Origin of the sequence: Frischella sp. Ac48, from assembly GCF_019641635.1 — a bacterium.
GTDB lineage: Bacteria > Pseudomonadota > Gammaproteobacteria > Enterobacterales > Orbaceae > Frischella > Frischella japonica.
The window spans coordinates 22,378-45,376 of sequence record NZ_JAETXP010000009.1 but is presented as its reverse complement, the minus strand read 5'-3'; the positions used below and the strand labels follow the sequence as shown (position 1 = coordinate 45,376).

The window sequence follows — 22,999 nt, the reverse complement described above, 5'->3', positions numbered from 1 at the left end:
CCTTATTATGAATGTTCGATGAGCTTAGATACCAGTTCAATACATTGTAAATAACGTTCATCATAGTCAGATGAGTTAATAGTTGTATACTTAACTTTATTTTTATTTAATAAACTTATCAGTAATTTTTGAAAATCCTTTCGCTGCGAAACACTACCTAATGTTCTTAAGCCATCGGCAACCCAAGGGGTATTGTTTTCAAGTAAAATGACTAAATCAAAACGATAATTATTAATCATTGCTTGCACAAATGGATGTTCTTTACCTTCATATTTTTTACAAAAAGCCTGTGTTGTTATAAAATCTGTATCAATAAATGCTACTTTATTAGCATATTTAATAGCGAAATCAATATATTGTGCTTGACCTAAAGCAACTTTGTCATAATCAGAAAACTGCAAAGCCCTTTCATCACCACCGAGATGGGAAAATACATATTCACGCCCAAATTCCCATGCACTAGTTGTATTAAATACATTCGCTAACTTATTAATCAAAGTCGATTTACCACTCGATTCACCACCTAAAATTGCAACCGTTCTAACGAAAAATGGACGAACTTCAGTAGGAATATATTGCCAATTTTGCAAAGGTGCTTGCCGAATTTTAGTTCCACTAACTTTCATAAAACTGCGTTCAGGATCGATCAAAATAGTTTCAAGGTTAAGTAACTGACTATACATATTGACATCTTGTGGTTCACTTGAATAAACATAATTAGGATTAATCCCCTTTTCTTTAAATAGTAACTTAACTCGATTACTCCATTCTTGCCAACCATTTGGATAACTTGGGATACCATCTTCTTTTAAAATTTCAATATGGATATTTTTTTGATATTTAAATGTTTGCAGTAACCAACGTAAACGATCATTAAGCGTTGGTTGATGTGACATGGCACTATTTTTAAATAATTTTTCATCACGTTGAGTATCAGAACAAAGCACAATATATAGCTCGTCAACTTGACCTATTGCACGTTGAATAAGGTGAATATGACCTGTATGCAATGGATAAAACTTACCGAAAATCACGCCTACTTTTTTATCTTTTATTGGATACTCTATGTTAAGATATTGATGCAAAGCTTCTAGTTTTTGCGCGCTGGGCATTTTAACTTTATCATTAATCAGCTGGCTTAAATAACCTTTGGTCATATTGCAAGCTTCAGCGACGGTTTGTAAAGATAAGTTTTTCCGCTTTATTGATGTTTTTAAATAATTATAACTCATCATATTAACCTCTTTGTTTTATATATTAAACATAATTTAAACTAAAATCAAAATTTGTTCAATATACAACATCGATTAAATTGTATGAATTTTTAAGCACAAAATGTGCAATTATGAATAATTTTAGGCGAGAATTGGGTTGATTAGCTAAATCAATAACTTTATAAAATATAATTAATTAGTATTTTTATAGGTTGCTTCTTTACAAAATTGTTATTTGATTTATATAAAATAACTAATTGATTAAATTAATTTTGTTATTTATGCTTTGAGATATGACTATATATTAAATTTGCGGTGAAAAAGTAACATGCTATAATGCGGCGATTTTTACTAACCGGATAATTACTGTTTGATTAAAAAAGTCGCCCTATGGAGTGGTAGCCTAGTTACAATTATTTTAATTATTTTAGCTATCGTTTTTGCCCTTTTTTTTAAAGAAAAAATCCGTGCTAAAGAAATTCAACCGCAAAGTACCATTCTACAAAAAATTTCGGAACAAAAAGAGCTTCGGGTAGGAATGCTACGTTCACTAACTACACTTTACGTCGATTATCGGAATCCTAATGTAGTCGGTGGATTTGAATATGCTCTACTTAAAAAATTTTCTGATTCCCTGAATGTTAAACTGAAAATTATTTTCGCTAACACGCTTCCTGAACTAATCGAAAAAAGCCGTGATGGTAAGATTGATTTGCTCGCAGCGCAAATTAAAGGGTATCCCGAAGAATTAACTAATTTTGATGCTAGTGAAGCTTTCCACCCGATCGTACAACAATTGGTATATTTAAAGGGTTCCGCTAAACCATACTCTTTTGTGGACATCAAAGGTAATTTAACTATTCCAAAATATTCATCGCAAAGCTATATTTTAAGAAACATAAGTACACAATACAGTGAATTAAATTGGCATGAATCGGATATTCTTAATCAAGAAGAACTACTCAAACTCGTCGTTGATAAAAAAATTGACTACACCATAGCCAATCACAATACCATTGCTATTATGCAACGTATTTATCCATTATTAACAGTAGCCTTTACAGTAGATGATAATTGGTCTCAAAATTGGTATTTCCCAAAATCACAAGACCATTCGCTACGCGATAAATTTAATCATTTTATCAAAAAAGCTTATAAAGACGGAACTATTCAAAAATTAGAATATCACTATTTTAATCATATGAATAAATTCGATTACGTTGATACACAACGTTTTATACAAGCAATAAAACAAACTTTACCCAAATATCAAGCTTTTTTTGAAAAATATGCTTCCTCATATGAATTAGATTGGAAATTAATTGCCGCAATATCTTATCAAGAATCACATTGGAATCCCAAAGCAGCTTCATCCACTGGAGTTAGGGGAATGATGATGCTAACTAAACCCACTGCCGATTCACTAGGTATTAAAAACCGTTTAGATGCCGAACAAAGTATCAAAGGTGGCACCATTTACATAAAACAAATTATTAACCGTATCCCAGATACCATTCCTAATGAAGAACGCATTTGGTTTGCCTTAGCTGCTTACAATATGGGCATGGGGCATTTATGGGATGCGCGCAGTTTAGCTATCAAATTGAATAAAAATCCTGATAGTTGGCAAGATGTTCGCCAGATCTTACCGCTATTAAGTGAAGAAGAATATTATACCGATCTGAAATACGGTTTTGCTCGTGGTTATCAAGCGGTACATTTTGTTGATAGTATTCAACAGTATTATATGAGCCTAGTTGGTTACTTACTAGAAAGTGAACTTCGTCAAAAACACATTGATGAAAAATTTGACTTAATCTCACTGGATTTCGCGAGTGAGTAACTTTTTCTGCTTAATTTCGAACCGACGACGTTTAAAAAAATCGCTAAGAAGTTGAGCAGATTCAACAGCTAATATACCTGATTTAATCTCTGGTCGGTGATTAATTCCAGGATGGTCAAGTATATTCATAAATGAGCCGGCAGCACCGGTTTTAAAATCAGTGGCGCCAAATACTACTCGATGAATACGACTATGTATAATCGCGCCAGCACACATAGCACAAGGCTCTAAAGTGATATATAACGTAGTATCAAGTAGACGATAATTTTTAAGATAACTAGCCGCCTGCTCAATCGCAACAATTTCGGCATGTGCCGTGGGATTATGATTTATTATTGGCTGATTCCATCCTTCCCCGATGATGTTATTGTCTAACACAATAACAGCACCCACTGGTACTTCGCCATGGGCTTCTGCTTTGCGGGCCAAGGTTAATGCATATTGCATCCAATATTCATCGGAAAAAGGTATCATCATTGCAGCAAAATCTATCTTCAATTATAAATTATTCAAACCCAACACATCACGCATATCGTATAAACCTTTTGGCTGAGATTTTAACCAGATAGCAGCACGTACGGCACCATTAGCAAACGTCATTCGACTGGATGCTTTATGAGTAATCTCAACTCTTTCCCCGATATCAGCAAACATTGCAGTATGTTCACCAATAATATCACCAGCCCGAACAGTTGCAAAACCTATCGATCCTTTTGGTCGTTCTCCAGTATGTCCTTCACGACAATAGACAGCGTGTTGATTAAGATCAATATTTAATGCCTTAGCAATTGCTTCTCCCATTACTAAGGCAGTGCCCGACGGTGCATCGACTTTATGACGATGATGCGCTTCAATGATCTCGATATCTGCGTATTCACCCATAATTTTTGCTGCTTTTTCTAGCAATTTAAGCACTAAATTAACCCCAACACTAAAATTAGCTGCAAATACAATTCCAATTTTTTTTGCAGCATTTTTGATTGCTAACTTACCAGCTTCATCAAAACCGGTAGTCCCAATAACCATCATTTTCTGATTAGCTACGCAAAAATCTAAATATTCTAATGTCCCTTCCGGACGTGTAAAATCGATAAAAACATCAAACTGATCTTTCGCATTAGTTAGCTGATCTGTCACTTTAACATTTAACTGACCAATTCCAGCTAATTCACCTGCATCTGTCCCCAACAAGGAAGATCCTGTGCGTTCAAAAGCAGCACCAAGTATGGCACCATCCATATGTGAAACAGCTTGTATTAACTGGCGCCCCATTTTGCCACCGGCCCCAGCAACGGCAATACGAATTTCAGCTTTACTCATATTTATATTCTCTTTATTTATTAGCTCTAGTTGTCAACATTATAACGAAACACGATAAATAAGTTGAGTTACGTTTCTTTTATATTAGTAATTACTATAAGTATTGATGATTTATAATCCACAATGAAAATAATCGTGCGGTATTCCGCACGTTACAACAAATCAATTAAAGAATATCTAATAATTCAACATCAAAAATTAATGCACTATATGGTGGAATAGATGCCCCAGCACCTTGCGATCCGTACGCCAGTTCTTGTGGAATATATAAACGCCATTTAGAACCAACAGGCATTAATTGTAAAGCTTCGACCCAACCACGAATCACGCCACTAACGGGAAATTCTGCTGGTTGACCTCGTTCCACAGAACTATCAAAAACGGTACCATCTATTAATTGACCGGTATAATGAACACGAACACGATCCGTAGCTGATGGAATATTACCATTCCCTTGCTTCAATATTGTATACTGTAAACCTGATTCAGTCGATTTGACTCCGCCTTTAGTGAGGTTTTGTTTTAAGAAATCAATACTTGCTTGAGCAGCCTTATCAGCTTCTTTCTTTTTTGCTTCCATCGCTTGCTCATGAATTTGGCGTAATGCATCATGTAGCACATCCAAAGCTAGCGCTGGTTGTCTTTCAGTTAAAACATCTTCAAGACCTTGTTTTAAGGCATTGAGATCGAGGTCTTTTAACCCTGAATCTTTTAATTGTTGCCCAATTTGTAAACCAATTGCATAGCTTGCTTTTGCTTTAGTTGAATCCAACTGCATAACTTTCTCCTTCAATATATCTCAATAATAAAAAACCCGCATTTCTGCGGGTTTCAATATATCATAATTAATATGATTTATTACGCTTCAGCAACAACATCAATAATGATCTTGGCAAATACTTCACTGTGTAATTGGAATGAAACTTCATGCTCACCCACAGTACGTAACACACCATTCGGTAAACGCACTTCACTTTTTGATACATTAACGCCGCGAGCTTTAACCGCATCGGCGATATCACGCGTACCAATTGAACCGAATAATCTACCTTCATCACCCGCTTTCGATGTGATAGTAACTTTTTCCAATGCATTAATTTGCATAGCTTTCGCTTCTGCTGCTTTTAAAACATCAGCAAGTTTAGCTTCAAATTCAGCACGTTTAGCTTCAAAAAATTCAATATTTTTCTTTGTCGCTGGAACTGCTTTACCTTGTGGAATTAAAAAGTTACGAGCATAACCTGCTTTAACATTAACTTGATCACCTAAGCTGCCTAAGTTAGCAACTTTATCGAGTAGAATAATTTGCATTCTGTCTTCCTCTGTTGCTAATTACTGATGATTATCAGTGTAAGGTAATAAAGCCAAATAACGAGCGCGTTTAATTGCACGAGCTAATTGACGTTGATATTTTGCACATGTGCCGGTGATACGGCTTGGCACAATTTTACCACTTTCAGTGATGTAACTTTTTAATAAAGAGATATCTTTATAATCAATCTCTTTCACGTCTTCTGCAGTAAAACGACAGAATTTACGACGACGGAAATAACGAGCCATTTGGCGGTTCTCCTAAATTTAAACAATTAATTTAATTTCGCAGGCATGTAAAACAAGTTGTGGAATATTACTACGTTTATTATGTGTACTAATAAAACCACTTACTAATACTTTACTACCTTTTTTAATACTGTGAGTTAATTCATTTTGTCCTGTAACAATTACTGGCATAACACACCACGATTGTCTTGGTAATTCGGCTTCAATTTGTTCAGATACATGCTCTAAATAAAACTGACAATGCGAGATACCATTTGGACTTAATTTTCGTATGGGCGTCTTTAAAACAAGGCCGGACAACTCCAAACGATTTGACATTGATTACTCTTCTGAACCTTCAACATCATCTGAATCTACATCATCCATATTGGTTTCGTTAAATTCTTCTTGCGAATTTTTACGATCATCTTTTGCTTTAAGCATTGGTGATGTTTCTGTCACAGCGTGTTTAGTACGCATAATTAAACTACGAATTACTGCATCGTTGAAACGAAAGTTATCTTCTAACTCATCAACCGCTTCTTGAGTAGCTTCTACATTCATAAGAACATAATGTGCTTTATGCAATTTTTCGATAGGATAAGCCAATTGGCGACGACCCCAATCTTCTAAACGATGAATAGTACCACCTGCAGTAGTCAATGTACCAGTATAACGCTCAATCATACCTGGAACTTGTTCACTTTGATCTGGGTGAACCATAAAAACAATTTCGTAATGACGCATTATCGCTCCCTACGGATTAATCAGCTTTCTGTCCGGGTCAGCCGTAGCCCAATGAAAGCAAGGAACATGAATATTAGACGGCTGAAATCGACGGCGCATTATATAATATTACGCTAACAATTTCCAGTAGCTAAATTTCAAATCAATTATCGCACTGTTATAACTGCAACTCTATGAATTTGACTAAAATAAAATAAAAATACTTTATTAATGCGTAACAATTTCTATAATAGTAATAAAAATTATTAGAAAAATTTTTACTTTTAAATCAAATAAGTAAAACTTATATAAATAAATATTATTAAAATTTAAATATTACGAAAGGAAAACTAATGAAAACCATTCTAGGGTTAAATATCCGTGTATATATACAACATTTCTTATTTGGAATTGTAATATTTATCGCCGTTTATATTTTCGCTTTAACACCTATTTCTGGTATAAAAATTAATGTACCGTTATTGCTTAATTTCAGCATCAATACATTACTTTATCCTTTTTCACGTTATGCTTATGAAGCTATCTTGAACTATATTTTCAGTGAGAAAACAGCAATATGGGTAAATATAAAATTATTTATGATTATAAAATTTTTTACGATACTTTTATGCTGGGGATTAGCCATAATTATTGCTCCAATCGGTTTAATTATTATATTAATTAATTTTCTAATTAATAAAACAACATCTAATAAATAGTAATAAAACCGGGAGAATGATAGTTTAAATAATCAACAACAGAGCACTATCGCTAAAAAACCAAAATTAGGATAGTTTATTTTCAGTTGTTGATATTATTTAAAGATTTATCTCTCATTTACTGATTTTATTTATAATGATTTTTGTTCCTAAGAAAAGCGTTATATTCATTAATGAGTTGCGATTTTTTCTCTTCTGTCAAAATAGCAACATGAACACCCTTTAAAGCACAATACAAAGAAAATAAGATATTTTGAGAGATGTTGTTATTTTGTTGTTGTAATTGGTAATAGACTTTAAAAGGTCCTAATTGTTTTAATAACTCAATATTAATAACACCTGCTTTAAACAAAATACGTTCTAAAGATAATGTCATATTGGGTAAATCTTTAATTCTTGCTTCTTTAATCTGACATTTTGATAATTTATCTTGTTGGGAGGTTTCAATAACCATATGAATAATATTGGCTAATTTAGCTTCATCTTGCCATAGTTCATTGGTAACTTGATAATACTGTAATAACTTATTTCTAATACCTACCTCAAGAATGAGAGGTTTCATCTTTAACTCAGTTATCATGGACAAATAGCTGGCGTGACCACGGATATAAAATTGCTCGTTATAAAACCAACCAAATATAATATTATTATAACAAATACCGGAACCACCAAATAATGCTTTAGTTGATATGAGTTTACCATTATATTGAAGAATCTCAGTCAATACATGAATTATTATTTTTTTATAGTTATTTCCCATATTTTGTTCCTATTAATCACAATTTAATAAAAATGACTTTATGTTACTTAATTAAGTAATTGGTTTCATTAATTTAACGTAACTTAATAATGAATAAAAACAAATGTTGTAAGGAACACTGCTTTTTGCGATCTCTATTCCAAATGATATATAAAATTGCACAACTAATCATAAATTCAAACAAATATTGAATAAGCTAAAATTATAATTAATTAATTTGCTACTAAAAGAATAATACAGTTGTTATTAATACTTAAAGATAATGCAATTCATAAATACTTTAATAAAAATTAATAATGATTTTATGACGAAAAAATTTTTGCGCTTTTTTTCAACTTTTATTTATGCAAATGATCAATCAAACTATATTGATTTTATTATTAAATCATTTATTTAATGTGAAGATTCTTTTATTTTAATTTAAACAACAAGTTAAAGATCAAATATCCATCAAGGAAATTAATCTTAATTAAGCTTATAGAGCGGTAGATGATAGAAAAAATTGCCAATAATTATGTTCAATTCGATAAACCAATATTATCTCAATCATTAAAACTAACGGGTTATTATGATAATTCATTGGCGCTAGGTGAACATGGTGATTACTATTTTTTGGGGTTTTCTATTGATAATGCTTTGCAGAATATTCGTTTAAAATTAGATTTTTTATTATGGACCGAAGTTAAGAAAGAGTCGATGTATGCTTATAATATGAAAATTTACTTTTCAGATGACAGTATCGAAACTTGGCATAACAATTTAAATACTATGATTAGTGTGAAGGCAATACCGGCATAATGTACAGGAAAAAATTACTGCTGTTGGAAAAAACAAACATGAAAACCTTTTAAAGCACAGTACAATGAAAATAAATATTTAGAGAAATATTGTTATTTTATTGATGTAATGGTTAATATACTTTAAAAGGTCCAAATTGTTTTAATAACTCAATATTGAGTTGATTTAGCTTTATCTTGCCATCGTTGATGACTAACCTAATAATATTGTCATAACTTATTTATAAGACTAACCTCAATAACGAGAGGTTTAACAGCTAACTAACTCATCATATCCAATAAAAGAGATGTATAAGTCATTTTGTAATTTTTAGGATTATAAACCTGTATTCTGCTAAATTCAGAATAAAATATTACTTATATGTATCAAGATAAAGAAATCATAACTTAGCTTATTCTAAGTAACCTTTCTCTTTTAATTCTTTATCACTCTTACAATCTTTAAATAATAAATAGATTATCAGCTTCGCAAAAGGAATTAATATTACTAACAACAAAACGAAGATGTCACAATCAGTCATAACACACGCCCTCAAGTATTTATTTCCTAACTTCAACAAAAGAATTTAATTTAATTTTTAGTTTATTCTCTTAATGAATGTTATATTTAAGAAATTTTAGAGCAAATAATCGTATTTGAAATTGATTATTTATAAATTATCCTTTTCCATAATAACAACGTATGCCTCACGTTTCCAAAATAGTAACATGCGACGTAGATCTTTTTCCATAGTCACAACCCGCCATCCTTCCCTAGCCCGTTGATTTAGAAAGTTAGAAAATTTAATTGGATCTACTTTGGCGGAACCGAAAAGTAAAGTTGAGAGCATATCTTCCTGATAAATGACGACTCTATATTCTTTCATTGAATTATCCTATTATTGATTAATTATATTTTAGTATTTATAGTTTTTTAGTTTTTTAGTTTTTTTAACCAATAGTCAGTTGTATCACTAAAAACTGACTCAGTTTATCCGAACAATAAACTTAACACAAGCCCTAGTTGGCAAACTCAATAACAATATTATTCCTATTAATCACAGTTAACTAAAAATGACATTATGTTACTTAATTAAGTGATTTATTTCATAAATTTAACATAACTTAATAATGAATAAAAACAAATGTTAAATAACCTAAAATTATATTTTATCAATTAATTCGGCACTAGAAGAATAATACGGTTGTTATTAATACTTAAAGATAATACAATTCACATATGATTTATAAAAAATTGATAATAATTTGATAATGAAAAAAGTTTTTGCACTGTGTTTTTATTTTTTTTCAACTTTTGTTTATGCAAATGATCAATCAAACTATATTGATTTTATTATTAAATCATTTATTCAATGTGATGATTCATTTTTTTTAAATTTATTTGAATTTAAACAAAATCTTGATGATCAAATGCCCATCAAAGAAATCAATCCTAATCGAGCTTATATAGCGGTAAACGATAGAAAAAAAAATGCCAATAATTATGTTCAATTCGATAAACCAATATTATATCAATCATTAAAACTAACGGGGTATTATGATAATTCATTGGCGCTAGGTGAACATGGTGATTACTATTTTTGGGGGTTTTCTGTTGATAATTCTTTGCAGGATATTCGTTCAAAATTAGATTTTTTATTATGGACCGAAGTTGAGGAAGAGTCGATGTATACTTCCAATATGAAAATTCACTTTTCAGATGACAGTATCGAAGCCTGGCATGACAATCTTAATACTAATATTGGTGTGAGGACAATACCTGCACAAGGTACAGCAGAAAAATTACTTCTGTTGGAAAAAACCCCAAACATGAACCTTTTAGTCTGCTCATTACAAGGTTTTTTTCCGCCTGAACTGCTAACGACGATCCGCCCTGATTTAAATAAATTAGAAGACCACGTTAAATAGCTGCATCATCCATTTCACCGGTACGAATGCGAATTACTTGTTCCACATCATAAACAAAAATTTTGCCATCACCTATTTTACCTGTTTGCGCTGTTTTCATAATGGTTTCAATACACATTTCAACAATATCATCTGTCACAACGATCTCAATTTTTACTTTAGGTAAAAAGTCGACCATATATTCAGCTCCACGATAAAGCTCGGTATGCCCTTTTTGCCGCCCAAACCCTTTAACTTCAGTCACTGTCATACCTGTAATACCTTGATCTGCTAAGGCTTCACGAATATCATCAAGTTTGAAAGGTTTAACTATTGCCTCTATCTTTTTCATAATCAGTTCTCTTTAATCCTTAAGATGTTCAAATTTACCAATTCTTAGTTCCAAATCCTGACGTAATAGGATAACGTCTTCCTTTACCAAAATTACGAGAAGTAATTTTAGGTCCAACAGCAGCCTGACGACGTTTGTATTCATTGATATCTACTAATTTTATAACACGTTTGATTGTCGATTCATCATATCCTTGAGCAATCAATTGGTCGACTGATTGATCTTGCTCAATATAACCTTGCAAAATACCATCTAAAATTTCATAGGGCGGTAAATTATCCTCATCCTTTTGATCAGGTGCTAATTCTGCTGATGGCGGACGACTAATCACTCGCTCAGGAATCACGTATGATAATGTATTGCGATATTTAGATAGTGCAAACACCAAAGTTTTAGGCACATCTTTTAAAACATCAAACCCTCCAGCCATATCGCCATAGAGTGTAGCATAACCTACCGACATTTCACTTTTATTACCTGTTGTTAATACCAACTGTCGACGTTTGTTTGATAATGCCATTAAAATAACGCCACGGCAACGTGCTTGTAAATTCTCTTCGGTTGTATCACGTATAGTATCAGTAAACATTGGCGCTAATTGAACCATAAATGCATCAAACATAGGTTCTATTGAAATAATATTAAATTCGATATCTAAAATATTCGCCTCTTCTTGCGCATCAGCAATACTGATATCAGCCGTATATCGGAATGGCATCATCACTGCTTGAACTTTATCCTTACCTAATGCATCCACTGCGATAGCTAAAGTTAGCGCAGAGTCAATACCACCAGATAAACCTAAAAGTACACCGTTAAAACCATTTTTCGTAACATAATCACGTGTTGCTAAAACTAATGCTTGATAGATATCGGCTAAATGATTAGTTACTTTAACCACTGAATTGGCTGTAGCCATTATCATTTCATTAATAACTTCGACTTGTTCCACAAACGAAGCAAATTGATAATTTATTACCCCCTGCTTATTACAAACTAAAGAGCCGCCATCAAAAACCAGTTCGTCCTGCCCGCCAATTTGGTTAACATAAATAATCGGTATTTGATGTTGTTTAGCATGTTTCTCAATAAGATGCTGGCGCATTGCTTGTTTTTGATAATCATACGGTGAGGCATTTATACTGATAATGTAATCAACTTGCTCTTGCTTCAATCGAGCAGCCGGCAAATCTTGCCAAAGATCTTCACAAATCAATAAACCGAGCTTTTTACCTTTAAACATCACCACGCCATTTTCAGTGCCAGCAGTAAAATAACGTTTTTCGTCAAACACATCATAATTTGGTAGACACTGTTTATGGTAAGTCAATAAAATCTTACCCTGATATATCAATGATAATGAATTATATATTTGTGGATTTTTATCATCGGTATTTTGCCAATATGGGTGACCAACAACTACTCCACATTCTTTAGTTGCCGCCTTAATTTCTTGCAAAGCTTGTTCACAACGTTGCCTAAAATCGCTACGGTAAATCAGATCTTCTGGCGGATAACCACATATTGCTAACTCAGAAAAGATCAATAAATCATGTTGATGATGATGGTTGATTAATTCAATAATTCGAGTCGTATTACCTTCAATATCACCAACCCGAAAATTTTGCTGAGCCAACACAAAAGAAAAAGACATAGATAACTCATAATGCGAATAAAAATAAGCGTTAAGTTTAAATGATTCTAAGTTGCGCTGCTAGTTTTTTATGTTTAACATAGTCAAAATATCGGCTATCGCCTTAGTTTGAATCATAACAGGAAATATCATGTTAAAAACACTGACAGTTTCATTAAATGAACGTAGTTATTCCATTAACATTGGCGAAAATGCGCTTTTAGATTTTCCACACTTTCAATTAAAAGCTGGTGACCGAGTATTAATCACTACCAATGATACTATTGCCCCTCTTTATTTACCAACGCTGACAACTATGTTGGAACAAAATGGTATTAAAACTGATTCGGTTATTGTACCTGATGGTGAAAAATATAAAACAATGGCAACCTGGAATACCATCTTAAGCCAATTACTTGCCAATAATCATACTCGCCAATCGGTTTTGATTGCCCTCGGCGGTGGAGTTATCGGCGATGTGGTCGGTTTTGCCGCCGCCTGCTATCAACGTGGCATCCGTTTTATTCAAGTCCCCACAACGTTATTATCACAAGTGGATTCTTCAGTTGGTGGAAAGACAGCCATCAATCACCCATTGGGTAAAAATATGATTGGTGCATTTTATCAACCACAAGCGGTTATAGTGGATCTTAAGTGTTTAAAAACGCTACCACCTAGGGAATTATCTGCTGGTCTTGCTGAGGTGATCAAATATGGTATTATTTTAGATTATGATTTTTTTGTTTGGTTAGAACATCACATTGACGACTTATTGGCTTTAGAACCCAGTGCCATGCGCTATTGCATTGCCCATTGTTGTGAACTTAAAGCTAAAGTGGTTGCTGCTGATGAAACCGAGCAAGATATCCGTGCGATCTTAAATTTAGGTCACACCTATGGTCACGCGATTGAAGCCGAATTGGGTTATGGTAATTGGTTACATGGTGAAGCTGTTAGCGTAGGTATGTTAATGGCAGCACACACAGCAAAATTACTGGGCCAGTTCAGTGATGATGAGATTACTCGTATCAAGCAATTACTAATTCGTGCCAAGTTACCTGTGGTTAAACCAGAGTCAATGCTGCCTACTGCATATATTCCTCATATGCTACGTGATAAAAAGGTCTTATCAGGAAAATTGCGTTTAGTCTTACCAACTAAGATTGGTCATGTGAAAGTGGTCGATGATGTTAATCAAGATTTGGTGCTACAATCAATTGAATGCTGTTAGTGAGTATGTAAATACTCACACCACACATTTTCATCAAAATATTTAAACTATGATGTCATTATCAGTTAAATCGTTAAACTATTAACCAAATCAACTTGTTATAACATTTTAGATACATTTTTAATCAACTTCAGTTCACAATGAAGACAAATCATTTATTACACATCCTTTTATCTTAATTTCATTTAAAATCGTAAAGATAATGTTACATATAAAAATATTTAATATTTTTTGGTATTTTATTTACTAAATTAGGGTTTTGTGGTTATATGTCTAATGTAATGTTGTAAATATTTTTTTACTACCGTAAAAAAATAATAACAAATAATGAATTTAGAGGTTTAATAACATGATAAAAGATACACTAAATAATGTGCGCATTGAAAAGGAAGATCCCTTGATTACACCTGATGAAATTAAAACGCTGCTTCCCCTTAATAAGCTACTTGAAAATCAAATTGCCACATCCCGACAACATATTGTTAATATTTTAGAACATAAAGATCCACGTTTATTAATTGTGGTTGGACCGTGCTCGATTCACGATACCAAAGCGGCTATTGAATATGCCAAAAAATTGAAAAAATTATCGGATGAACTTAACGAACAATTGTATATTGTGATGCGCGTTTACTTTGAAAAACCACGAACTACGGTAGGCTGGAAAGGTTTGATTAACGATCCCCATATGGATAGCACATTTGATATTAATCATGGTTTAAAAAAAGCACGTCAATTACTTCTTGATATAACTAAAATTGGTTTACCTATTGCTACTGAAGCGCTTGATCCCAATACACCACAATACATTGCAGATTTAATCAGTTGGGCTGCGATTGGTGCCAGAACCACCGAATCACAAACCCATCGTGAAATGGCTTCTGGACTCTCAATGCCTGTTGGTTTTAAGAACGGAACTGATGGCAGCTTGGATGTTGCAATCAACGCGATGAAATCTGCATCAATGCCACATCGCTTCGTCGGTATTAATCAATTTGGTCAAGTAAGTATACTACAAACACAAGGCAATCCACATGGACATGTGATTTTACGTGGCGGTAAAACCCCCAATTACGATGCCCAACACGTTAATCAATGTGAAATAGAAATGAAGAACTCTGGTTTAACACCTAATTTAATGATTGACTGTAGCCACAGTAATTCTAATAAAGATTATCGTCGCCAGCCTATGGTCGTTGATTCAATTATTGAACAAATCAAAAACGGTAATCAATCTATTATTGGTGTAATGATCGAGAGTCATTTGCATGAAGGTAATCAATCTTCAGAATTACCAAAACATGAAATGAAATATGGTATATCAGTGACAGATGCTTGTATTAACTGGTCAACTACTGAAACATTAATGCATAAAATGGCAAATGATTTAGCTTCAGTACTGGCTGACCGTCAACATATATAACACTTTCAATCGGTATAACTTTCGCCTATCTTCCTTCACTATTGCAAGGTAAGATAGGGTTTTATGTGTTAAATCTTTTACGTTTGATATTGCGTATTGTTGAAATGACACCTTCTATTACAAGCATGCAGACTGCACCCCATATTAAACCATAAGAAATCATATGATTAGGTGAAATCTTTTCATGCAGAAATACAATCGAAACAATCGCTAATAAAATCGGCTCAACATATCCTAACAAACCAAATATGCCCAACGGTAACATTCGGCAAGCAGAAAAATAAGCCGCAAAAGCAATCGCCGTTATCACGCCTAAAAACGGAATAAACACAGGAAAATGACTTATATCATTCACAACTTTTGTTAAAGGATACTGTAATATAAAATAAATTAAGCATGCTAAGGCGATAAAAAAGAAATCAGAAAATGTACCGGCAATACCATCAATTTTCATATGTCGTCGAAAAACAAAATAGATCGGATAACCTAACGAAATAATGACAGTTTCCCAGGAAAAAGCACCTGTTAAATAGACTTCTAAAATAACTCCCGAAAATGCTAAAGCTACAGCTATTTTTTGAAAAAAACTAAACCTTTCTTTATAAACAACTCGACCACAGATAACCATAGTTAGAGGTAACATAAAATACCCCAAGGAAGTCGATAAAGCACGACCAGCTAATGGCGCCCAGACAAAAATCAGCATTTGAATTGCCACAAGCATAGCTGAAAAAATTAGCGCCAGTAAAAATAGTGGTTGTTGTCGAATACGCTGCCAAAGCTCGATAATGGTATGCCATTGGCGTTCAAGCAAGACTAATAATAAAATTGCAGGAAATGACATTAATAATCGCCAGCAAAAAATATCGATGACTGAAAGAGGTTGCAATAAGACAGGATAGTAATAGACCAACCCAAACAAACATGAAGCTGTCAATGATAGCAGTATTCCTTTATACATAAATTTCTCAATCGTGATAAATGCCAAATTGTGAGTATTTAAACTTAACTCATTGAATATTATATTATTATAATTAGCGTTAATAGAAAATATGAATAAATAGCAAATCTTACAGCTAAACGCATTTTCATTCATATAAATAGTAATGAAAAAAGGCAAAAAAATAGCGCTAATCTTATAATTAACGCTATTGCCATTATTTAATATGATAGTTAACCGATATACTCAGCACCATTCATATAAGGAATCAACACATTCGGTATTTTAATTCGACCATCTGCTTGCTGATAATTTTCCATAATCGCTACTAATGTACGACCAACGGCTAATCCAGAACCATTTAATGTATGAACTAAATGGGTTTTATTATCCGCTTTACTACGATAACGAGCTTGCATACGACGCGCTTGGAAATCCCACATATTCGAACAAGATGAAATCTCACGGTAGGTATTTTGCGCAGGTACCCATACTTCTAAATCATATGTTTTACGCGAACCAAATCCCATATCACCTGTACATAATACAATTTTACGGTAAGGTAGTTCTAATAATTGTAATACTTTTTCAGCATGTAACGTTAGCTCTTCTAATGCCTGCATAGACTCTTCAGGTTTAACAATTTGTACTAATTCCACTTTATCAAATTGATGCATACGAATTAAACCACGGGTATCTTTACCGTAAGATCCCGCTTCCGAACGGAAACATGGCGTATGAGCTGTCATTCTTATTGGTAAACAGTCTTCATCCAAAATTTCATCACGTACTAAATTAGTGACGGGCACTTCAGCAGTAGGAATTAAGCCATAATTACTCGAATCAGACTCTTCTTCAAGTGGTTTTGTATGGAACAAATCTTTACCAAATTTCGGTAATTGTCCAGTACCATAGAGCGTGGCCTGATTAACTAAATAAGGCACATAAATTTCAGAATAACCGTGTTGCTCGGTATGTAAATCTAGCATAAACTGCGCAATAGCGCGATGCAAGCGAGCAATTTGACCTTTCATTACTACAAAACGGGCACCTGTCAATTTAACAGCAGCTGCAAAATCCAATCCGCCAAATTTTTCGCCTAATGCAACATGATCTTGAATCGGAAAATCAAACTGCCGTGGAGTACCCCAACGGGTCACTTCTACATTATCTGCTTCATCTTTGCCATCAGGAACATTATCATCAGGAATATTGGGAATGGTTGAATAAATATCCTTTATTTCGTTTTGTAAGTTTTCTAACTCTTTTTTAGTAATATCTAATTTTTCACCTAATTTATTGACCTCTTCACGTACAGCGGTAATATCTTCACCACGTGCTTTTGCCGCCCCAATCGACTTGGAGCGAGCATTACGTTCTGCTTGTAAATTTTCAGTTTCTACTTGTAAAACTTTACGTTTTTCTTCAAGTTCACGAATCAAAGCAACATCTAAAGCAAACCCACGTCGTGCTAATTTTTGTGCTACTTGCTCTAACTCATTACGTAGTAAATTAGGATCTAACATATTCAAATGACCTATTTTTTATTATTTAGAAAATAAAGTTAAAAATTGCCCTCATTATACGCCATTTTAAATCATCGTACAGATTAGAATCGTATTCATAGTCGATTAAATTAATATAAAGCAAAACGTAAAGCAGATTTTATAATATTATTACACTTTATTTACCAAATAAGCATAGTAAGTTAACCATCATACAAAACTAGCCTAACAATAAGTAACTTTTTGTAAATATTGTTATAAAATAACAACTTATCATTTTATTCTTTTTTAACATAAAAAAAAGGTGATCTAGTTCTAATTTTGAGTATACTATGCCTCTCATAAAACCATAGTTTTTTTGAGGATGTTAGTTTTGAGTAGTGACAACAAAATTGTTGATTCCTTGTCTCCCGCACAGATGACTGCGCTCGCAGAAGAAATAGGAAACTATAAAGTTAATAAACACCCCTTAACCACTATCTATTCAGCGATTACTGCTGGTGTATTTATCTCTTTAGCTTTTGTTTTTTATATTACAGTAACAACCGGTGCTGGCAATGCACCTTATGGATTAGTTAAGTTTGTTGGGGGAATGTGCTTCTCATTAGGCTTAATGCTAGTTGTCTGTTGTGGCGCAGATCTTTTTACTTCAACGGTTTTAACAATTTTACCGAAAATGACGCATAAAGTTAGTTGGTACCAAATGTTCCGCAACTGGATGCTGGTTTATTTTGGTAATTTTATCGGTGCCATGTTCTTTGTTGGCGTTATTTGGTTTTCCGGTCAATATATGGCAGTGAATGGTGCATGGGGATTGAATGTACTACAAACCGCCGACCATAAATTACATCATACTTTTATTGAAGCCGTTTGTTTAGGTTTTTTAGCTAATCTAATGGTATGTTTAGCAGTTTGGTTAAGTTATGCGGGTCGTTCACTGTTAGATAAAATGTTAATAATGGTTCTTCCCGTTGCAATGTTCGTTGCAAGTGGTTTTGAACACAGCATTGCAAATATGTTTATGATTCCTATGGGAATTGTCATACACAATTATGCAACACCTGAATTTTGGACATCAGTTGGTTTGACTCCTAATGCTTTTAGCAGTCTAACAATTGAACATTTTGTTATTAATAATCTCATTCCTGTTACAATAGGTAATATTTTAGGGGGATTAGCCATCGCGCTATCCTACTGGGGACTTTATTTACGTAAGTCTCATTGATTTTACAATATCTACCCATATTTATAATAGAGAGTAGGTAAAGCTTTTAGAAAAACTGAGGTGAAAAATATGAGTAATTTAAACGAAGTACAAGCCAACGCTTGGAAAGGATTTAAAGAGGGTGACTGGCAAAATAATGTCAATGTCCGCGATTTCATTCAAAAAAACTATACACCTTATGAGGGTGACGAGTCTTTCTTAGCTGGCGCAACTGATGCGACCACAACATTGTGGAATAAAGTTATGGAAGGCATTAAAATCGAAAACTCAACTCATGCTCCTGTTGACTTTGACACAAGTGTGATCTCAACTATTACTGCTCATGATGCAGGTTATATTGAGAAAGATTTAGAAAAAATCGTTGGCTTACAAACTGAAAAACCATTAAAACGTGCCATTATCCCGTTTGGTGGAATCAAAATGATCGAGAATTCTTGTAAAGCTTACAACAGAACGCTTGATCCATTAGTCAAAAAAATCTTCACTGACTATCGTAAAACCCACAACCAAGGTGTGTTTGACATCTATACTCCGGATATCCTTCGTTGTCGTAAATCAGGTGTTATCACTGGTCTTCCTGATGCTTATGGTCGTGGTCGTATCATTGGTGACTACCGTCGTGTTGCGCTTTACGGTATCGACTTTTTAATGCAAGATAAATTTGCACAATTCAACTCATTACAAGCTGATTTCGAAAATGGTGTTGACTTAGCGATGACTATGCAACGTCGTGAAGAAATCGCTGAACAACATCGTGCGCTTGGTCAAATCAAAGAAATGGCAGCTAAATATGGCTACGACATCTCTGGACCAGCTAAAACAGCTCAAGAAGCGGTGCAATGGACATACTTCGGTTACTTAGCGGCAGTTAAATCTCAAAACGGTGCGGCAATGTCTCTTGGTCGTACTTCTACATTCTTTGATATTTACTTCCAACGCGACCTTGAAGCAGGCTTAATTACTGAAAAAGACGCTCAAGAAATTGTTGACCATTTCGTTATGAAATTACGTATGGTTCGTTTCTTACGTACTCCTGAATATGATGAATTATTCTCTGGTGACCCAATTTGGGCAACTGAATCCATCGCAGGTATGGGTGTTGACGGACGTACTTTAGTTACTAAAACTTCATTCCGTTTCTTAAACACACTATATACAATGGGTCCATCACCTGAGCCTAACATGACTATTCTTTGGTCAGAACAGTTACCAAGTGGATTCAAAGAGTTCGCATCTAAAGTATCTATTGATACCTCTTCATTACAGTATGAAAATGATGATTTAATGCGTCCTGACTTCAATAACGATGACTATGCAATCGCATGTTGTGTAAGCCCGATGATTGTTGGTAAACAAATGCAATTCTTCGGCGCACGTGCCAACCTTGCTAAAACTCTTCTATACGCAATCAATGGCGGTGTGGACGAAAAACTTAAAATGCAAGTTGGACCAAAAGAAGATCCAATCACTGACGAATACCTTGATTTTGACAAAGTATTTGCTCGTTTAGATCACTTTATGGATTGGTTAGCAAAACAATACGTAACTGCACTAAATGCAATTCACTATATGCATGACAAATACAGCTACGAAGCATCATTAATGGCACTACACGATCGTGACGTTATTCGTACAATGGCATGTGGTATTGCTGGTCTATCTGTTGCTGCTGACTCATTATCTGCTATTAAATATGCAAAAGTGAAAACGATTCGTGATGAAGACGGTTTAGCTGTAGATTTTGAAATCGAAGGTGAATACCCACAATTCGGTAACAACGATCCACGTGTAGATGATATCGCAGTTGATTTAGTTGAACGTTTCATGAAGAAAATTCAAAAACTTAAAACTTATCGTAATGCAATTCCTACACAATCTGTTTTAACCATTACTTCAAACGTTGTATATGGTAAGAAAACAGGTAATACTCCAGACGGTCGTCGTGCTGGTGCACCATTTGGACCAGGTGCTAACCCAATGCACGGACGTGACCAAAAAGGTGCGGTTGCTTCATTAACATCTGTTGCTAAACTACCATTTGCTTATGCTAAAGACGGTATTTCTTATACTTTCTCTATCGTACCAAATGCGTTAGGTAAAGATGATAGTGCACGTAAACGTAACTTAGCTGGTTTAATGGATGGTTACTTCCACCACGAAGCAACTGTTGAAGGTGGTCAGCATTTAAATGTTAACGTTTTAAACCGTGAAACATTATTAGATGCAATGGAACATCCTGAAAAATATCCACAATTAACTATTCGTGTTTCTGGATATGCAGTACGTTTTAACTCATTAACTAAAGAACAACAAAAAGACGTTATTACTCGTACTTTCACTCAATCAATGTAGGTGCGACAAGGGGAGCACTTCTTCACCTAACAATTTGATTTTTTAATCAAAAAATTAGGTGAACTATTAAAGTGAACAACTTTAATTAGCTACCCCTCACAATATCCGAGTAGGGGGGTTATACGATGTCCGAAAGGATATTGTATAGCCTATATTCGGTAAAGAATATGTCTTAGTCTGAGAGAGACACCTACTCAAGTGAGTAATAACAAGATAGGAGGAATGAAAATTCCTCCTTTTTTATAAGTAATCCGATCTCATTATCACATTCAGTAATTCCTTAAACATTCCTTACTGGTGTTTTGAGTTTTAACAAATCATATTCTTACAAAAATATAAGTTACTAATTTTAATAAATATTTTAAGTAACACTTTACTAATTAAATTCACAATTCGTCTTCAATTAATAAATTGTTAGCAATAAATTTTTTATCAATTCCTAAAATGTTGAAAACCATTTTTAACGCTATATTTAAACTTACTGTAATATAGATAATGTCAATCAACGATTTATATGATGACAACATAAAAAAGACTTTACATCCTTTAGAAAAGAATAAAATTACATTGGATTTAGGATGAAAAAATATGTTAAGATTTCGCCAAACGGAATGAAGTTTTTAATTGAATCTGTTTTACAAATAAACCACGAATAATGATATTAATAATCTCAATAATAAATAATAAGCTCAACTGACAACTGTATTATCGTTAAGTTATCATCGAAATAATATACTATGTTAGTATTTCTAAAGAGAACAGATTATTCATTAATTGAAACTGATATAACGAATCATCGCATCAGCATAATAATAACATTATAGAATAAATATATATTTCCTTTTAAGAGGACAAAATAGATGAGACGATTACCCGTTTATCTCGTATTAGATACATCAGGTTCTATGCACGGGGAAGCAATAGAAGCCGTAAAAAATGGAGTACAAACTCTACTAACAACACTAAGGCAAGATCCCTATGCGTTAGAAACTGCCTACATTTCCGTTATCACATTTGATAGTTCTGCAAAACAAATTATCCCTTTGACTGATTTGTTAAATTTCAAAACACCAGAGTTAAAGGCTGCTGGAACAACATCTCTAGGTCAAGCGTTAGAACTTACAGCTAAATGTATTGAACAGGAAATAGTTAAAACAACTTATGAAACCAAAGGTGATTGGCGTCCATTAGTATTTATTATGACTGATGGTATGCCAACAGACAATTGGCAACAAGGTTTAAAAGACTTTGAAAAAGTAAAAAAAGGGATGGTCATCGCCTGTGCTGCAGGGCAATCTGTTGATACCAACGTATTAAAACAAATCACAGAAGTGGTATTACAGCTAGATACAGCTGATTCAAATTCGATTAAAGCGTTTTTTAAATGGGTTTCAGCAAGTATCTCAACAGGAAGTCAAAAAGTAGAATCTAACCATAAAGAAGTAATTGGTCTAGATGACTTACCTCCTCCACCACCTGAAGTCAATATAGTTTTATAATATTAAAAAAACACGAATCAAATATTGAGAGGAA

Annotated in this window: 23 protein-coding genes; 9 read left to right on the top strand and 14 right to left on the bottom strand. The window is 33.6% G+C overall.

Annotation, left to right across the window (positions count from 1 at the left end):
- Window positions 1–5 precede the first annotated feature (5 nt).
- Complete coding sequence (gene nadR, locus JMI89_RS05005) at window positions 6–1,235, bottom strand: multifunctional transcriptional regulator/nicotinamide-nucleotide adenylyltransferase/ribosylnicotinamide kinase NadR (protein WP_220679479.1); 1,230 nt, start codon at window positions 1,233–1,235, stop codon at window positions 6–8.
- Window positions 1,236–1,584: 349 nt separating this feature from the next.
- Here nadR and mltF point away from each other — a divergent pair, with 349 nt between their 5' ends.
- Window positions 1,585–3,057, top strand: coding sequence for a membrane-bound lytic murein transglycosylase MltF (gene mltF / locus JMI89_RS05000; protein ID WP_220679478.1), 1,473 nt, complete (start codon window positions 1,585–1,587; stop codon window positions 3,055–3,057).
- On the opposite strand, the gene tadA is transcribed toward mltF, so the two are convergent.
- The 7 genes from tadA to rpsF all read right to left on the bottom strand — a co-directional run bounded on the left by tadA (window position 3,034) and on the right by rpsF (window position 6,663).
- Entirely contained in the window at window positions 3,034–3,534 is a 501-nt protein-coding gene (gene tadA, locus JMI89_RS04995; protein ID WP_220679781.1) for a tRNA adenosine(34) deaminase TadA, read from the bottom strand. The genes mltF and tadA overlap by 24 nt on opposite strands.
- Window positions 3,535–3,555: 21 nt before the next feature.
- Entirely contained in the window at window positions 3,556–4,377 is an 822-nt protein-coding gene (gene dapB / locus JMI89_RS04990; protein WP_220679477.1) for a 4-hydroxy-tetrahydrodipicolinate reductase, read from the bottom strand.
- Window positions 4,378–4,543: 166 nt separating this feature from the next.
- On the bottom strand, window positions 4,544–5,155 hold the full coding sequence (locus tag JMI89_RS04985; RefSeq protein WP_220679476.1) for an FKBP-type peptidyl-prolyl cis-trans isomerase: 612 nt from the start codon (window positions 5,153–5,155) through the stop codon (window positions 4,544–4,546).
- An 80-nt stretch (window positions 5,156–5,235) separates the two neighbouring features.
- Window positions 5,236–5,688 (bottom strand): 50S ribosomal protein L9, encoded by a 453-nt coding sequence (gene rplI, locus JMI89_RS04980; protein WP_187754454.1) that lies wholly within the window; start codon window positions 5,686–5,688, stop codon window positions 5,236–5,238.
- 21 nt (window positions 5,689–5,709) lie between these two features.
- A complete protein-coding gene (gene rpsR / locus JMI89_RS04975; protein WP_039103572.1) occupies window positions 5,710–5,937 on the bottom strand; it encodes a 30S ribosomal protein S18 in 228 nt (75 codons plus the stop codon).
- 18 nt (window positions 5,938–5,955) lie between these two features.
- Window positions 5,956–6,255, bottom strand: a complete 300-nt coding sequence (priB, locus tag JMI89_RS04970; protein ID WP_187754453.1) for a primosomal replication protein N — start codon at window positions 6,253–6,255, stop codon at window positions 5,956–5,958.
- A gap of 3 nt (window positions 6,256–6,258) precedes the next feature.
- Window positions 6,259–6,663, bottom strand: coding sequence for a 30S ribosomal protein S6 (rpsF, locus tag JMI89_RS04965; RefSeq protein ID WP_187754452.1), 405 nt, complete (start codon window positions 6,661–6,663; stop codon window positions 6,259–6,261).
- 332 nt (window positions 6,664–6,995) lie between these two features.
- On the opposite strand from rpsF, the gene JMI89_RS04960 reads away from it, so the two are divergent.
- Entirely contained in the window at window positions 6,996–7,361 is a 366-nt protein-coding gene (locus tag JMI89_RS04960) for a hypothetical protein (protein WP_187754451.1), read from the top strand.
- Between the two features lie 127 nt (window positions 7,362–7,488).
- Here the strand turns inward: JMI89_RS04960 and JMI89_RS04955 are convergent, their stop codons facing one another.
- Window positions 7,489–8,121 carry a TfoX/Sxy family DNA transformation protein gene (locus tag JMI89_RS04955; RefSeq protein WP_220679475.1) on the bottom strand — a complete coding sequence of 211 codons (633 nt, stop codon included), beginning with the start codon at window positions 8,119–8,121 and terminating at the stop codon, window positions 7,489–7,491.
- Between the two features lie 489 nt (window positions 8,122–8,610).
- On the opposite strand from JMI89_RS04955, the gene JMI89_RS04950 reads away from it, so the two are divergent.
- On the top strand, window positions 8,611–8,919 hold the full coding sequence (locus JMI89_RS04950; protein ID WP_220679474.1) for a hypothetical protein: 309 nt from the start codon (window positions 8,611–8,613) through the stop codon (window positions 8,917–8,919).
- 649 nt (window positions 8,920–9,568) lie between these two features.
- On the opposite strand, the gene JMI89_RS04945 is transcribed toward JMI89_RS04950, so the two are convergent.
- The gene (locus JMI89_RS04945; protein ID WP_187754448.1) at window positions 9,569–9,784 is read right to left on the bottom strand and encodes a DUF4177 domain-containing protein; all 216 of its coding nucleotides are present in this window, start codon (window positions 9,782–9,784) and stop codon (window positions 9,569–9,571) included.
- A gap of 385 nt (window positions 9,785–10,169) precedes the next feature.
- Between JMI89_RS04945 and JMI89_RS04940 the strand changes: the two genes are divergently transcribed.
- Window positions 10,170–10,826: a hypothetical protein gene (locus tag JMI89_RS04940; RefSeq protein ID WP_187754447.1), complete on the top strand. Its 657-nt coding sequence runs from the start codon at window positions 10,170–10,172 to the stop codon at window positions 10,824–10,826.
- Here the strand turns inward: JMI89_RS04940 and glnB are convergent.
- Together glnB and JMI89_RS04930 are read right to left on the bottom strand one after the other, a co-directional pair.
- Window positions 10,819–11,157 carry a nitrogen regulatory protein P-II gene (gene glnB / locus JMI89_RS04935; protein WP_187754446.1) on the bottom strand — a complete coding sequence of 113 codons (339 nt, stop codon included), beginning with the start codon at window positions 11,155–11,157 and terminating at the stop codon, window positions 10,819–10,821. The genes JMI89_RS04940 and glnB overlap by 8 nt on opposite strands.
- 34 nt (window positions 11,158–11,191) lie before the next feature.
- Window positions 11,192–12,811 carry an NAD+ synthase gene (locus JMI89_RS04930; RefSeq protein WP_220679473.1) on the bottom strand — a complete coding sequence of 540 codons (1,620 nt, stop codon included), beginning with the start codon at window positions 12,809–12,811 and terminating at the stop codon, window positions 11,192–11,194.
- Window positions 12,812–12,941: 130 nt separating this feature from the next.
- Between JMI89_RS04930 and aroB the strand changes: the two genes are divergently transcribed.
- Window positions 12,942–14,021, top strand: coding sequence for a 3-dehydroquinate synthase (gene aroB, locus JMI89_RS04925; RefSeq protein ID WP_220679472.1), 1,080 nt, complete (start codon window positions 12,942–12,944; stop codon window positions 14,019–14,021).
- Window positions 14,022–14,370: 349 nt separating this feature from the next.
- A complete protein-coding gene (locus tag JMI89_RS04920) occupies window positions 14,371–15,444 on the top strand; it encodes a 3-deoxy-7-phosphoheptulonate synthase (protein ID WP_220679471.1) in 1,074 nt (357 codons plus the stop codon).
- A gap of 61 nt (window positions 15,445–15,505) precedes the next feature.
- On the opposite strand, the gene rarD is transcribed toward JMI89_RS04920, so the two are convergent.
- Window positions 15,506–16,405, bottom strand: coding sequence for an EamA family transporter RarD (gene rarD / locus JMI89_RS04915; RefSeq protein ID WP_220679470.1), 900 nt, complete (start codon window positions 16,403–16,405; stop codon window positions 15,506–15,508).
- Between the two features lie 212 nt (window positions 16,406–16,617).
- On the bottom strand, window positions 16,618–17,910 hold the full coding sequence (serS, locus tag JMI89_RS04910) for a serine--tRNA ligase (protein WP_187754441.1): 1,293 nt from the start codon (window positions 17,908–17,910) through the stop codon (window positions 16,618–16,620).
- 352 nt (window positions 17,911–18,262) lie between these two features.
- On the opposite strand from serS, the gene focA reads away from it, so the two are divergent.
- The 3 genes from focA to JMI89_RS04895 all read left to right on the top strand — a co-directional run bounded on the left by focA (window position 18,263) and on the right by JMI89_RS04895 (window position 22,965).
- On the top strand, window positions 18,263–19,114 hold the full coding sequence (gene focA, locus JMI89_RS04905) for a formate transporter FocA (protein ID WP_187754440.1): 852 nt from the start codon (window positions 18,263–18,265) through the stop codon (window positions 19,112–19,114).
- A 69-nt stretch (window positions 19,115–19,183) separates the two neighbouring features.
- Entirely contained in the window at window positions 19,184–21,466 is a 2,283-nt protein-coding gene (pflB, locus tag JMI89_RS04900; protein WP_187754439.1) for a formate C-acetyltransferase, read from the top strand.
- A gap of 860 nt (window positions 21,467–22,326) precedes the next feature.
- A complete protein-coding gene (locus JMI89_RS04895) occupies window positions 22,327–22,965 on the top strand; it encodes a VWA domain-containing protein (protein ID WP_187754438.1) in 639 nt (212 codons plus the stop codon).
- The last annotated feature ends 34 nt before the right edge of the window (window positions 22,966–22,999 follow it).